This is a genomic window from Pantoea sp. EKM20T (genome assembly GCF_011800485.1).
Taxonomy (GTDB): domain Bacteria; phylum Pseudomonadota; class Gammaproteobacteria; order Enterobacterales; family Enterobacteriaceae; genus Pantoea; species Pantoea agglomerans.
Map to the genome: position 1 here is coordinate 177,217 of NZ_JAALFW010000005.1, position 13,542 is coordinate 190,758.

The following is a 13,542-nucleotide window of genomic DNA, read 5'->3' on the forward strand; positions in this document are numbered from 1 at the left end:
GAGGTAACAAAAAGAAGTGAGAGCAGGGACGTAAAAACGGAGCCTGTCAGGCTCCGTGAGGGATCAGAAATCGCGCTGAACTGACATGTGCGCCAGCGACTCCAGCGCACTGCGCCACGGCGATTCGGGCAGAATACGCAAGGCGTCAATGGCTTTATCCGCTTCCTGTTCGGCGCGGCTGCGCGTCCATTCGAGTGAACCACACTGATTCATCGCTTCCAGTACCGGTTCAAGCAGATGGCGGCCATTTCCCTGCTCAATGGCTTCACGGATCATCTTCGCCTGCTCAGGTGAGCCGTGCTGCATAGCATGCAGCAGTGGCAGCGTGGGTTTGCCTTCACTCAGATCATCGCCGGTATTTTTGCCCAGCGTCTCGCCATCAGCACTGTAATCCAGTAAGTCGTCAATTAACTGGAAAGCGGTGCCCAGATAGCGCCCATAATCCTGTAGCGCTTTTTCCTCTTCAGGTGTGGCTTCAGCCAGTATCGCCGAGGCCTGCGAGGCCGCTTCAAACAGACGCGCGGTCTTGCTGTAAATCACGCGCATGTAACTCTCTTCGGTGATGTCGGGATCGTTGACGTTCATCAGCTGCAGGACTTCGCCCTCAGCAATCACGTTTACCGCTTCTGACATCAGCGCCAGGATACGCAGCGAACCCATGCTGGTCATCATCTGGAAGGCGCGGGTGTAAATAAAATCACCGACCAGCACGCTTGCCGCATTGCCAAACGCCGCGTTCGCGGTCGCTTTGCCACGACGCATATCGGATTCATCCACGACATCGTCATGCAGCAGCGTGGCGGTGTGGATAAATTCGATCAGCGCCGCATTGGTCACGTGAAGATCGCCCTTGTAGCCCATGGCACGTGCGGATAGCACGGCAATCATGGGACGGATACGCTTGCCCCCACCACTGATGATGTAGTAGCCCAACTGGTTGATGAGCGAGACATCTGAATTCAGCTGGTCGAGGATGGTCTGGTTAACGGCAGCCATATCCTGTGCGGTTAATTCATTAATCTGTTCTAAGTTCATTCGTCTTTTCAGCTATGACTCGTTATCTCTGCCATGGTAAGTGCTTTTACCCAGCCAGCGTTCAGGTAATCTGTTACTGATTGTACTTGAATTTTCTGCCTGAGAAACGGTTGCATTCAGCCTGTGTTTTTTTTCTGCAAGAGTGTGCAAAGTGCTCTTGTCTTCTTCTGGAGTTTTGCGTAGAATTCGCGCCCTATTGTGAATATTTAGCGCGCCGCCTGATGAACTAAAAGGCAAGCGCAGAAGCGGAGTTTTATATGTACGCGGTTTTCCAAAGTGGTGGTAAACAACACCGAGTAAGCGAAGGTCAGACCGTTCGCCTGGAAAAGCTGGACATCGCAACCGGTGAAACGATTGAGTTTGACCAGGTTCTGATGATTGCTAATGGCGAAGACGTGAAAATCGGCGCGCCACTGGTTTCAGGCGGAATGATCAAGGCAGAAGTTGTTGCTCACGGTCGTGGCGAGAAAATTAAGATCGTTAAGTTTCGTCGTCGTAAGCACTACCGTAAGCAAGCAGGCCATCGCCAGTGGTTCACTGATGTGAAAATCACTGGTATCACGGCATAAGAGGAGATCTGACAAATGGCACATAAAAAGGCTGGTGGTTCGACTCGAAATGGTCGTGACTCCAATGCAAAACGTCTGGGTGTAAAACGTTTCGGTGGCGAATCTGTTCTGGCAGGTAGCATCATCGTTCGTCAGCGTGGCACCAAATTCCACGCCGGTACCAATGTAGGTTGTGGTCGTGACCACACCCTGTTTGCTACCGCAGACGGTAAAGTACAGTTCGAAGTTAAAGGTCCGAACAACCGTAAATACATCAGCATCGTTGCTGAGTAAGGTTGTCGTGACGCAGACGTTTAACGTCTGAACGCACGAATTGAAGGCCCCGCAGCTCCTGCGGGGCTTTTTACATTCTGCGGTCTGTTGCGGTAAAAGCGACGCATCACAAAAGTTTGCTGTACACTTTATGTACGCACTGGCGAAAGCCAATCCTGATTTATCCGCCGCTGGTCAGCGCAGAAGACCCTGGCGGACCCGTCTGCAGAGTGCTGCAGGCGATTGTGTGACGGAGATAGAAAATGAAGTTTGTAGATGAAGCGACAATTTTGGTCGTCGCCGGTGATGGCGGTAATGGTTGCGTAAGCTTCCGCCGCGAAAAATATATCCCGAGAGGCGGCCCTGATGGGGGTGATGGCGGTGACGGCGGTGACGTTTATCTGATCGCTGATGAAAACCTCAACACCCTTATCGATTATCGTTTCGAAAAATCTTTCCGCGCCGAGCGTGGGCAGAACGGCCAGAGCCGCGACTGTACTGGCAAACGCGGTAAAGATATCGAAGTTAAAGTGCCGGTCGGCACCCGGGTTATCGATCAGGGTACCGGCGAGACACTGGGCGACATGACGCGTCACGGCCAGAAACTGATGGTCGGCAAAGGCGGCTGGCATGGCCTGGGTAACACCCGCTTTAAATCATCTGTAAACCGCAGTCCGCGCCAGAAAACCATGGGTACCCCAGGTGAAAAGCGCGATCTGCAGCTGGAGCTGATGCTGCTGGCAGATGTCGGGATGCTGGGCTTACCGAATGCCGGTAAATCGACCTTTATCCGTGCCGTATCGGCAGCGAAGCCAAAAGTGGCGGACTATCCGTTTACCACGCTGGTGCCGAGCCTGGGCGTGGTTCGTATGGACAGCGAGCAGAGCTTCGTCGTGGCCGATATACCTGGCCTGATTGAAGGCGCAGCCGATGGCGCAGGCCTCGGCATTCGCTTCCTGAAGCACCTTGAGCGCTGCCGCGTGTTGCTGCACCTGATCGACATCGACCCTATCGATGAAAGCGATCCGGTTGAAAATGCCCGCATCATTCTCGGCGAGCTGGAAAAGTACAGCGAGAAGCTGTTCAACAAGCCACGCTGGCTGGTCTTCAACAAAATTGATCTGATCAGTGAAGAAGAGGCGCAGTCACGGGCTAAAGCGGTGGCTGAAGCGCTGGGCTGGGAAGATAAGTATTACCTGATTTCTGCCGCAAGCCGTACCGGTGTCAACGAACTCTGCTGGGACGTGATGAGCTTCATCAACGCTAACCCGAAAGAAGCGGAGCTTGAAGAGAAGCAGCCGGAGAAAGTGGAGTTCATGTGGGACGATTACCACAAAGAAACCATTGAAAACACGGTTGAAGTGGAAGATGAAGAGTGGGATGACGACTGGGATGATGAAGACGACGAAGGCGTTGAAATTATCTATCAGCGTTAACCGATCGCCTGCTACAGCGTGATATGCAATGCCCCCTTTCAGGCCTGAAAGGGGGCATTGTTCTTTCTGCAGCTAGCTCATCACCGCCACACTCAGTCGCGCACTGCAGCACAGCTGATCCCGACCGTTCCGAATCTCAATCTGCCAGCTCTGACTGCGTTTACCCAGATGCAGTGGACGGCAAATTCCCCGCACCAGACCGGCAGAAACCGCACGATGATGGCTGGCATTCACTTCTACGCCAACCACGCTGCTGCCTTCTTCAACCGCCAGATATCCGGCAATTGAGCCCATCGACTCCGCCAGCACCACGGACGCACCGCCATGCAGCAGCCCGAACGGCTGTTGCGTACGGGTATCGACCGGCATCGTCGCTTCCAGATAATCATCACCTATCAGGGTAAAAACGATACCCAGATGGGCCACCAGAGAGTTCTCACCCAGCGCATTCAGGGCGGGAAGATCAATGGATCGCTTCCAGATCGCTGTCATCATCAGGCTCCCAGGGTTGCGCCACCATCAACCACAATATCCTGCAGCGTCACATGGCTGGCAAGATCCGACGCGAGAAACAGTACGGTGGCTGCAATTTCCTGCGGCTGCGCGATCTTACCCAGCGGGATACCCAGCTTGAACTGATCCGGGAAGCCGGCAATCATCTCCTGCTCACCCGTCGGTGTGTGCCACAGGCTGCGCTGCATATCGGTGTCGGTGGAACCCGGTGAAACGATGTTGCAGCGCACGCCATAGGGCGCCATCTCCAGACCCACGGTCTGACAGAGACTGCGCAGCGCCGCTTTTGAAGCACCATAAGCGGACATGCCGATACGCGGGGCGTGAGCCGAATTAGACGCGACGGTGACGATGGCACCGGCGCGCTGTTCGCGAAAGCGTGGCAATGTCTGCTGGAACAGATTAAACGCGCCGCCCGCATTGACGTTAAGACACGCCTGCCAGTCGGCAAACGACAGCTCATCGGTGGCCCCAATCCGTAAAATACCGGCTGCGTTGACCAGCACATCAATGCGCGGTTGCACGGCCAATACGCGCTGGCAGATCGTTTTGACCTGCGCCGGATCGGCTACATCCATCGTGTGGCAGGGAAACGGATAATCATGGCCCTTAAAACGTTGATCAAAGGCCTCAACCTGTGCGCCAGCCTGATGAAAGGCTAACGCAGTATGATAGCCGATGCCCTGGCCAGCACCGGTTACCCAGACGATTTTACCGCTGAAGTCGAATGTGTGGCTCATTTCGCCGGCTCCCGCGCCAGCAGCGCCCACCAGCCATCAATGCTCGGATTTTTCGCCAGGCTGACGAAATCGATATCACGATGTACCTGACGCCAGCGTGCCGCCAGCGCCATCACGCGTACTGAGTCCAGACCGTAATCAATCAGGTTTTCATCATCTTCCGGCACCTCATCATCTTCCAGCAGCGGCAGGATCAACGCGCGCAAATCATCTTTGCTGAGTGGCACAGGCATCAGATCGGCGGTCATCACCACTTTTCCGCTACGGCCCGCGGTGTAGGTCAGCGCCATCATATGTTCCTCACGGCTGAAGTCAGCCAGCGCATCGGCCACCATAAACGGCTGAATATTGCGCATAAACGCATCGGTGGCGGTGGTCAGGCAGCCAATATGGGCATAGACGCCGGTGATAATCAGCTGATCGCGGCCCATCTCCTGCAGGATCGACTCCAGCGGCGAGCGGTGAAATGCACTGTAGCGCCATTTGGTCAGGACATGATCGTCCTCATCCGGTGCCAGCGCATCCACGATCTTCTGCTGATCGGGATGTTTATTCAGGCCCGGTCCCCACATGTCGTTGAGCAGCGCACGATCTTCATCGCTCTGCGCGTTTGGCTGAGCGGTATAAAACACCGGAATACCCTGCGCTTTGCAGTAGCGACGCAGGCGGGCAATATTGTCGACTACCTGCTCAACCAGCGGGCTATTTTCGCCCCAGAAGTTGAGAAAATAGCGCTGCATATCGTGGATCAGCAGGGCGGCACGGTCCGGCTCCAGCATCCATTTCACTTTGTTGTTGGGCAACTCGGTGGCGGCTGGCAGCGGATAAGAGGTCAGTTGTGGAATAGCCATTGAAAATCTCCGGACAGATCAGGCTTGCGCTTGTTGATCGGCAAGTTGTTGACGCAGACGTTTTTTGTCCACCTTTCCGACCGCGGTCAGCGGCAGGGCATCTACGCAGGTAATACGGTCGGGCAGCTTAAATTCTGCCACGCCAAGTTCACGCAGGTGACGACGCAGCGCTACCGGTTTAACCGGCTGACGGGTGACGATAAAGGCACAGCTCTTTTCACCCATCAGCTCGTCGCTCATGGAGACCAGTGCAGCGTGGATCACATCCGCATGGCGCTGCAGCAGGTTTTCGATCTCTTCGGCTGCGATCTTTTCGCCGCCCCGGTTGATCTGATCTTTCTCCCGGCCCTGCACGATGATGTTGCCAGAGGACGTGATCTCAATCAGATCGCCAGAGCAGTAAAAGCCCTGGTCATCGAAGCTGGCGGCGTTATGTTCCGGGCTGTTGTAGTAGCCGCGGAAGGTATAAGGACCACGCGTCATCAGGCGACCGATGGAGCCTGCTGGCAATGGATTACCCTGATCGTCGGCGACCCACACCTCGTCATCCGGGGAGATCGGGCGTCCCTGCGTGGTGAGAATGGTCTGCTCATCGTCATCCAGTCGGGTGTAGTTCACCAGACCTTCCGCCATACCAAATACCTGCTGCAGGGTGCAGCCGATCTCGTTCTGGATGCGCGCGGCCAGCGTTTCACCCAGCTTTGCGCCACCGACCTGAATGCGTTGCAGCGAGGCCAGCGTAGCATTGCTGCCCCATTCCTGAATCGCCTGCAGCCAGAGACTGGCGGCGGGCGGAACCAGGCCGGTATCGGTGACCTGATGCTTTTCAATCAGCGGGAAGCAGAGCGTTGCGCTGGGATCGGCGGCCAAGATCACCTGTCCGCCCGCGTAAAAAACGCCCAGCGCGCCCGGCGAACTCATCGGGAAGTTATGCGCGGCGGGCAGGGCGATCAGGTAGCGGGTGTCGGCGGTAACATCGCAGATAACGTCACTCTCACGGATGCTGTAGTAGTAATCATTATGGGTACGTGGGATCAGTTTCGGTGTACCGGTACTGCCACCCGACAGCTGGAAAAAGGCGACTTCATCGCCTGCGGTCGGGGTTGCGATGAAGTTGCCCGCGGGTTCAGCCAGCAGGGCGTCGAGGCTGTTTTCCGTCTGAGCGTCATTACGCAGGATCACCTGTTGGAGTGAAGGCTGATCGCGGCGAAGTTGCGTAATAAACACATCATCGGCGAACAGTGCGTGGCTGCGATCGGCAATTAACAGGCTCGGCGAAATCTGACTGGCATAGGCGGCCAGTTCGGTGCGCTGATGGCTGAACAGGGCGTTAACCGGGGCAACGCCGGTTTTGAACAGGGCAAACAGCGTCAGGTAAAATTCCGCCACGTTGCCAAGCTGCACCAGCGCCGTATCGCCTGACTTCAGGCCGCGACGCTGCAATGCCGCGGCCAGGTTGTCACTCAGCGCCGCCAGCTGGCGATAGGTAAATTGTCGTTCGCCATCAATCACCGCTACGCTCTCGCTGTCGCGATGACGTTCCAGGATATCGGTCATCGGCAGATCGAGCCAGTAGCCTTTTTCACGGTAACGTGCGGCCAGATCGTCCGGCCAGCGGCTGTAGGAAATCGTCATACAGGTTCCTTTATTGCAGTCCAAAAGCGCGAAGCATGGTGTCGAGTTTGACGCCGGTTTCACGCCATTCTGATTCAGGTTGTGAGTCCGCTACGATGCCTGCGCCCGCAAACAGCCGCACCCGCGGGCCATTCACCGTACCGCAGCGAATGGTGACGACCCATTCGCCATTGCCCTGATCGTCACACCAGCCGACGATGCCGCCAAACAGCTGACGTTCAAATGGCTCCAGTCGCTGAATCAGCGCCTGAGCACGCTGATGCGGGAAGCCGCTGAGGGCCGGTGTTGGATGCAGCAGACAGGCCAGTGACAGCGCATTTTCGCGATCGTCCAGCACGTCACCCTGAATCTGCGTAGCGAGATGCCACAATGTTGCGGTGGTCAGCAGTGAAGGTGTCTCGGGGACCGACAGCAGGCGGCTGCGCGGTTGCAGCGTCGCGCGCATCGCATCCGTGACCAGCTTATGCTCATGACGATCTTTTGCTGAGTGCATCAGGCTGTCGCCAGAGGCCTGGTCACGCTGCGGATCGCGATGACGCGGCGCTGAACCGGCCAGCGGACAGGAGCTGAACTGGCGGCCCTGCTTACGAATCATCAGTTCCGGGCTGGCGCCAACCAGCGCGCCACCATCGGGCAGCGGCAGATGAAAGTGATAGCTGTTAGGGTTCTGCGCCACGATGCGCTGCATCAGGGCGGCCGTATCAACCGGCTGTTCCGCCACGATATCCATCAGCCGCGACAACACCACTTTATCCAGATCGCCGCGCTGCGTAGCCGCCACCGCCTGCGCAACCATGTCGATGAAAATGTCATGGTCCGGCACCGCCGTGCGGCGACGCACCTGCGGCAGTTCAGCCTCAGCCAGAGAGGCACTGGCGTTGAGATCGTCACGGTTAAAGGTCTGATACGACTCAGGGATAAACAGCGCAGCAGGCTGATCCACGTCGAAGGGGATTGCACCCACCAGAATGGGATGGGCAATGCCCTGTTTTCTGGCTGAAGCAAAATGGTGCTGTAGTTGCTGCTGAAACTCCCCTGTCAGCTGCTCACCCTGCCTTACCGGCGCGGTAAGGGTAGTAAAACAGCCCTGTGTGGTCAGGCTTTGCCAGGGAGAGGTAAACAGAAAGCCACGGCAGAGTGCCGGGAAATCCTGCAACAAGGGATGTTCAAACGCCAGCGATTCCACCATAATTTCCACCTATAAATGATAAGATAACTAATAATGATTATCATTTGTATTGTGGGCCAGTAACCTACGTTGATTAGCCGAAAGTGTCAATAATTACGCGGCGATTCAGCTGGCATGGCCGGTTAAATCAGCACAAATGGTCTCTCTCTTTTTCCGGGTAAAAGTGGACGAAAATCTATGAGTAAACATGGTGTCACATCGGCGATAGCGCTGTTTTTCCTGAGCATCAGCCTGTTCAGCGTTACCGCTGCTGCCCAGACCGGCTGGCCGCGAACTGTCGCCGGGGCAACAGGCAATATCACGCTGACCCAGGCACCGATGCGCATTGTCTCGACCAGCGTTACCCTGACCGGCTCGCTGCTGGCCATTGATGCGCCGGTCGTCGCCAGTGGCGCAACTGCACCCGGCAGTCGGCTGGCTGATAAGCAGGGATTCTTCCGTCAGTGGGGCGAAGTGGCCAAACAGCGCGGCGTAAAACGTCTCTACATTGGTGAGCCCAGTGCAGAAGCGATTGCTGCTGAAGCGCCAGACCTGATTGTGGTCAGCGCCACCGGGAATGATTCGGCAATAAAACTGGTCGATCAGCTTGCGGCGATTGCGCCGGTGCTGGTGGTGAATTACGACGATAAAAGCTGGCAGCAACTGGTGACGTTGCTGGGTGAGGCGACCGGGCATGAAGCGGAAGCTGCCGCCCGGAAAGCTGAGTTTGATGCGCGAGAAAAGGCTCTGAAAGCGAAGCTGACCCTGCCGCCGCAGCCGGTATCAGCGATGGTGTGGAACGGGGATGGCCGGGCAGTCAATCTGTGGACGGATGCGTCGGCGCAGGGGAAATTACTGCAGCAACTGGGCTTCACCCTGGCGACGCCGCCGGCCACTCTTCAGTCTGGTCACAGCATGGGACAGCGTAAAGATATCCTGCAACTGTCAGGGGAAAATCTGGCGGCAGGCCTTAATGGTCAATCATATCTGCTGTTTGCCGCTGAAGAGCCCACCGCCGCACAGGTGATGAGCAACCCTTTCCTGGCGCAGACCCCAGCGGTGCGCGCAAAAGCGGTCTATGCGCTGGGGCTGGATAGCTTCCGGCTCGACTACTACAGCGCCAGCAATTTGCTGACGCGGCTGGAGACGTTGTTCGTTAAATCATGATCCCGTTTCCGCCGGTGCAGGCGGTTGATAGCGACGCAGACGCGCCATCAGCAGCCACATGACGATGCCCAGCACGGTGGCTGCCAGACCAGCCAGGCTGGCCGCCTGCTGCGGCAACAACAGTGAACCCATCGCGCCAATCATCGCTGCACCTATCGCATCGCCGGTGACATTCTGCGCTGTCCAGAGGCTGTTGATCCTGCCGAGCAGCGCATCAGGCGTCAGCGTCTGGATCATCGCGTACTGCACCAGGCTGTTGATGGCACTGAAATAGCCAAAGGCCGCAAGGCAGACCAGACTCGCGCTGAACCACGGCATCAGGCTGAACAGAGCCAGCGCGACGAAAGCAGCAATAGCACTCGCCAGAATCAGGCGGCCCGGCTGCGGTGACTGTGCCAGCCGTCCGCTGGTGAGGGCACCTGTGGCAGCACCCAGCGGAACGGCGGCATACATCAGCCCTAACTCCGTCACGCCGACCTGCCAGTGTGGCGCCAGCGCCGGATAGAGCACGCGCACCGCACTGGCTAACGTCACCAGCGCGCCGACCAGCGCCGCCATGCCAACAATCGGGCTGGCAAACAGGAATTGCACGCCGCTGGCCAGTGCTTTCAGCGGATGTTCACGCGGCTGCGGCGGTGGCGCCAGCCGCGGCAACCGCAGCAGGGTTAACACCGTCAGCAACGTGCCGAACGCCGCCAGTCCGTAGTTCCACGCCACACCGCCCTGCGCGATGACCAGTCCGGCAATGGCGGGTGAGAGAATCGCGCCAAATCGCACCGTCAGCATGGTAATCGCACCTGCTTTCATCAGGTTTTCACGCCCGACCAGCGCCGGCGTCGCCGCCAGCAGCGCGGTGACGCCTATCGCGCCGAAAAAACCATCCCACAGTCCCAGCACAAAGACGGCGATCACCGACGGCGAAGGGAGCAGGGCATTGATGCATAAGGCGACAAAGCCCAGGCCACAGGTGGATCGGGCAAACAGGATCAGACGTCGGCGCTCATAGCGATCCGCCAGCACACCGCCGGTCAGCAGGCCGATAAACATGCCGGCACCGGCCAGCGTCACCGCCAGCCCCACCAGCAGCGGCGACTGCGTTAGCTGCTGAATCTGAACCGGTACCGCCACCGCCAGCATGCCGAGGGCGACGATGGAGATAAAGCGGGCGATAAAAATGGCGCGAAAGGCGGGGTGGGTTCTCAGCAGGCTGAGATCGATAAAGTGGGAGGGTTTGTTCATAACGTCGCTTTTTTGCACCCATTTTCCTCATCATTGAGTCCGGGAGTCATGGTAACATACAAAAAATCACTAATAACGATAACAAGTATCATTATCATAATGACTCGTGCTGCGATCTCAATGAATCGGTGAAGGTTTAAATGTTATGCGTCAACTTCGTGCAATAGCAGGTTCAGGGATGCTGCTGTTGTTGCTTCTCGCGCTCAGCCTGATGCTGGGTGCCAAATCTATCCCCTTTCATGATGTCACGCAGGCCTTATTCAGCGACTGTAACCGCGTCGATTGTGTCATCGTGCGCGATGCCCGACTGCCGCGCACCCTGGCGGGTCTGCTGGCCGGGATCAGTTTAGGTCTGGCGGGCGCGCTGATGCAGAGCCTGACGCGCAATCCGCTGGCCGATCCCGGCATTCTCGGTATCAACGCCGGTGCAGGCTTTGCGGTAGTGCTGGGCATCGCCCTGTCTGGCGCCGATTCCCCCGCGGACTGGCTTGGCTTTGCCTTTACGGGCGCACTGCTGGCCTCCCTGCTGGTGGCGCTGACCGGTGCGCTGGGCGGTGGCCGCGTTAATCCGGTGCGTCTGACGCTGGCAGGCGTGGCGCTGGGTGCAGTGCTGGAGGGGTTAACCTCTGGTTTATCGCTGCTCAATCCTGACATCTACGATCATCTGCGTTTCTGGCACAGTGGCTCGCTGGATATCCGCAATTTTGCCATTCTGCGCACCACCTTTCCGGCGGTAGTCGCCGGGAGCCTGCTGGCGCTGCTGCTGGCGCGTTCGCTCAACAGCCTGAGTATGGGCGGTGATATGGCGACCGCGCTGGGTACCCGGGTGATGCGTACCCAGCTGGTGGGATTACTGGCTATTGCGCTGCTGAGTGGGGCGGCGACAGCCGCTGTCGGCCCCATCGCGTTTGTCGGCTTAATGACGCCACATCTGGCCCGCTGGCTGCTGGGTAACGATCATCGCTGGATGCTGCCCGGAACCCTTCTTATCACCCCCTGTTTGCTGCTGGCCGCCGATATTCTGGGACGGCTGCTGGTACCGGGCGAACTGCGCGTGTCGATTGTCACGGCCATACTGGGCGCGCCGATGCTGATTGTGCTGGTGCGCCGCAAGTCGGGAAGAGGGCAGCTATGAAACGGGTGATGATTAATGCGCTGATGCTGCTGGTGGCCTGCGGGGTGCTGGCCTTTCTGAGCATTACGCGCGGCACCTTACCGATCTCCGCCAGCCAGTTGTGGGCCCTTATCAACGGCGAGGCGGCGCGTAACATACAGTTGATTGTACTGGAGTGGCGACTGCCGCGCGTCATGATGGCGCTGCTGATTGGTGCGGCACTGGGCGTCAGCGGGGCAATTTTTCAGTCGCTGCTGCGCAACCCGCTGGGCAGCCCCGATATTCTGGGTTTCAATACCGGCGCTTACAGCGGCGTGCTGGTGGCACTGGTGCTGTTCCAGCAAAACATGGAGGGCATGACGCTGGCGGCACTGCTTGGCGGACTGCTCACGGCGGGCGTGGTCTGGCTGTTCAGCTGGCGCAACGGCGTGGAGACCTTTCGTCTTATCATTGTGGGCATCAGCGTGCGGGCGCTGCTGATGGCGCTGAACAGCTGGCTGATTATCAGCGCCTCACTGGAGGCGGCACTGAGCGCCGGGCTCTGGAGCGCCGGTTCACTCAACGGCATTACCTGGGCGAAAACGACGCCGGTGATTACCGTGCTTCTGCTGGCGCTGCTGGCGACAAGCATGCTGGCCCGGCGCATGCGTCTGCTGGAGATGGGTGACGACACTGCCTGCGCGCTGGGCGTACCGGTTGAACGCAGCCGCGTTTTGTTGATGCTGACGGGCGTGATCCTCACCGCCGCCTCTACCGCGCTGGTCGGTCCTGTCTCCTTTATTGCGCTGCTGGCACCGCAGATTGCTCGTCGGCTATGTGGCGGTATCAAAGGCGCGCTGCCGCTGGCTGCCTTGTGCGGCGCGCTGCTGTTAACCGCCGCGGATTACGCCGCGCAGCACTTTTTCCTGCCTTATCAGCTGCCGGTTGGCGTCATCACGGTTAGCCTGGGCGGACTCTATCTGATTGCTTTACTGGTACGGGAGGCGCGACGCCAATGACAGTGAAAACACGTTTGCAGGGCGACGCGCTGACGCTGGGGTATGACAAAAAAATCGTGGCGGAGAATCTCACCGTCGCGATCCCCGACGGTGAACTGACCGTTATTATTGGCCCCAACGCCTGTGGAAAGTCGACGCTGCTGCGTACCTTAAGCCGCCTGGTCTCGCCCCTGAAAGGCCAGGTGCTGCTGGATGGCAATGCGATTGCTCACTACGCTACCAAAGAGGTGGCGCGCCGGCTGGGGCTGCTACCGCAAAGCTCGAATGCACCAGCGGGCATCAGCGTCAGCGAACTGGTCGCGCGCGGGCGTTATCCTCACCAGTCGCTGTTTGGTCGCTGGCGACAGGAAGATGAGACGGCTATTCAGCAGGCAATGCAGGCTACTGGCGTGGCAGATTTGGCACAGCAGCAGGTTGATACGCTCTCTGGCGGCCAGCGGCAGCGGGTGTGGATTGCGATGGTGCTGGCTCAGCAGACGCCACTGTTGCTGCTGGATGAACCGACCACCTGGCTCGACATCGCCCATCAGATTGAGTTGCTGGAATTAATGCAGGATCTCAATCAGCAGCATGGCCGTACGCTGGTGGTGGTGCTGCACGATCTCAATCAGGCGTGCCGCTATGCCAGCCACCTGATTGCGATGCGAGACGGGAAAATTATTGCCGAAGGGAAACCGGCGGAGATCGTTACGCCGGAACTGATAGAAGCGATCTACGGCCTGCGCTGCATCATCATTAACGATCCGGTGGCCGGTACGCCGATGATTGTGCCGCTGGGAAGAGGCTGACCTGCGCTTTCTCCACCCGAATAAAGCGCAAAGTCAG

Annotated in this window: 14 protein-coding genes; 7 read left to right on the forward strand and 7 right to left on the reverse strand. The window is 58.0% G+C overall.

Annotation, left to right across the window (positions count from 1 at the left end; translation table 11 throughout):
• Nucleotides 1-63 precede the first annotated feature (63 nt).
• Entirely contained in the window at nucleotides 64-1,035 is a 972-nt protein-coding gene (gene ispB, locus HFD94_RS11175) for an octaprenyl diphosphate synthase (RefSeq protein WP_031592018.1), read from the reverse strand.
• A gap of 257 nt (nucleotides 1,036-1,292) precedes the next feature.
• Between ispB and rplU the strand changes: the two genes are divergently transcribed.
• The 3 genes from rplU to cgtA all read left to right on the forward strand — a co-directional run bounded on the left by rplU (nucleotide 1,293) and on the right by cgtA (nucleotide 3,292).
• On the forward strand, nucleotides 1,293-1,604 hold the full coding sequence (gene rplU / locus HFD94_RS11180; RefSeq protein ID WP_008925416.1) for a 50S ribosomal protein L21: 312 nt from the start codon (nucleotides 1,293-1,295) through the stop codon (nucleotides 1,602-1,604).
• A 15-nt stretch (nucleotides 1,605-1,619) separates the two neighbouring features.
• Nucleotides 1,620-1,877 carry a 50S ribosomal protein L27 gene (gene rpmA, locus HFD94_RS11185; RefSeq protein ID WP_003851093.1) on the forward strand — a complete coding sequence of 86 codons (258 nt, stop codon included), beginning with the start codon at nucleotides 1,620-1,622 and terminating at the stop codon, nucleotides 1,875-1,877.
• A gap of 242 nt (nucleotides 1,878-2,119) precedes the next feature.
• Complete coding sequence (gene cgtA / locus HFD94_RS11190) at nucleotides 2,120-3,292, forward strand: Obg family GTPase CgtA (RefSeq protein ID WP_003851092.1); 1,173 nt, start codon at nucleotides 2,120-2,122, stop codon at nucleotides 3,290-3,292.
• Nucleotides 3,293-3,364: 72 nt separating this feature from the next.
• Here the strand turns inward: cgtA and HFD94_RS11195 are convergent, their stop codons facing one another.
• The 5 genes from HFD94_RS11195 to HFD94_RS11215 are packed head-to-tail and all read right to left on the reverse strand — an operon-like array spanning nucleotide 3,365 to nucleotide 8,220.
• Nucleotides 3,365-3,784 (reverse strand): hotdog fold thioesterase, encoded by a 420-nt coding sequence (locus tag HFD94_RS11195; protein ID WP_031292818.1) that lies wholly within the window; start codon nucleotides 3,782-3,784, stop codon nucleotides 3,365-3,367.
• Between the two features lie 2 nt (nucleotides 3,785-3,786).
• Nucleotides 3,787-4,545, reverse strand: coding sequence for a 2,3-dihydro-2,3-dihydroxybenzoate dehydrogenase (gene dhbA, locus HFD94_RS11200; RefSeq protein WP_022625267.1), 759 nt, complete (start codon nucleotides 4,543-4,545; stop codon nucleotides 3,787-3,789).
• The gene (locus tag HFD94_RS11205; RefSeq protein ID WP_061703563.1) at nucleotides 4,542-5,396 is read right to left on the reverse strand and encodes an isochorismatase family protein; all 855 of its coding nucleotides are present in this window, start codon (nucleotides 5,394-5,396) and stop codon (nucleotides 4,542-4,544) included. The genes dhbA and HFD94_RS11205 overlap by 4 nt, the downstream gene beginning before the upstream one ends.
• Before the next feature lie 18 nt (nucleotides 5,397-5,414).
• Nucleotides 5,415-7,031: a (2,3-dihydroxybenzoyl)adenylate synthase gene (locus HFD94_RS11210; RefSeq protein WP_167433131.1), complete on the reverse strand. Its 1,617-nt coding sequence runs from the start codon at nucleotides 7,029-7,031 to the stop codon at nucleotides 5,415-5,417.
• 10 nt (nucleotides 7,032-7,041) lie between these two features.
• Nucleotides 7,042-8,220: an isochorismate synthase gene (locus HFD94_RS11215; RefSeq protein WP_033769492.1), complete on the reverse strand. Its 1,179-nt coding sequence runs from the start codon at nucleotides 8,218-8,220 to the stop codon at nucleotides 7,042-7,044.
• A 177-nt stretch (nucleotides 8,221-8,397) separates the two neighbouring features.
• Between HFD94_RS11215 and fepB the strand changes: the two genes are divergently transcribed.
• Nucleotides 8,398-9,366: a Fe2+-enterobactin ABC transporter substrate-binding protein gene (gene fepB, locus HFD94_RS11220; RefSeq protein WP_022625271.1), complete on the forward strand. Its 969-nt coding sequence runs from the start codon at nucleotides 8,398-8,400 to the stop codon at nucleotides 9,364-9,366.
• On the opposite strand, the gene entS is transcribed toward fepB, so the two are convergent.
• On the reverse strand, nucleotides 9,361-10,605 hold the full coding sequence (gene entS / locus HFD94_RS11225) for an enterobactin transporter EntS (protein WP_167433132.1): 1,245 nt from the start codon (nucleotides 10,603-10,605) through the stop codon (nucleotides 9,361-9,363). The genes fepB and entS overlap by 6 nt on opposite strands.
• A gap of 145 nt (nucleotides 10,606-10,750) precedes the next feature.
• Between entS and fepD the strand changes: the two genes are divergently transcribed.
• The 3 genes from fepD to HFD94_RS11240 are packed head-to-tail and all read left to right on the forward strand — an operon-like array spanning nucleotide 10,751 to nucleotide 13,505.
• Nucleotides 10,751-11,740, forward strand: coding sequence for a Fe(3+)-siderophore ABC transporter permease (fepD, locus tag HFD94_RS11230; protein ID WP_072171285.1), 990 nt, complete (start codon nucleotides 10,751-10,753; stop codon nucleotides 11,738-11,740).
• Complete coding sequence (gene fepG, locus HFD94_RS11235) at nucleotides 11,737-12,717, forward strand: iron-enterobactin ABC transporter permease (protein WP_167433133.1); 981 nt, start codon at nucleotides 11,737-11,739, stop codon at nucleotides 12,715-12,717. The genes fepD and fepG overlap by 4 nt, the downstream gene beginning before the upstream one ends.
• Nucleotides 12,714-13,505, forward strand: a complete 792-nt coding sequence (locus HFD94_RS11240) for an ATP-binding cassette domain-containing protein (RefSeq protein WP_167433134.1) — start codon at nucleotides 12,714-12,716, stop codon at nucleotides 13,503-13,505. Before fepG ends, HFD94_RS11240 begins: the two co-directional genes overlap by 4 nt.
• Nucleotides 13,506-13,542 lie beyond the last annotated feature (37 nt).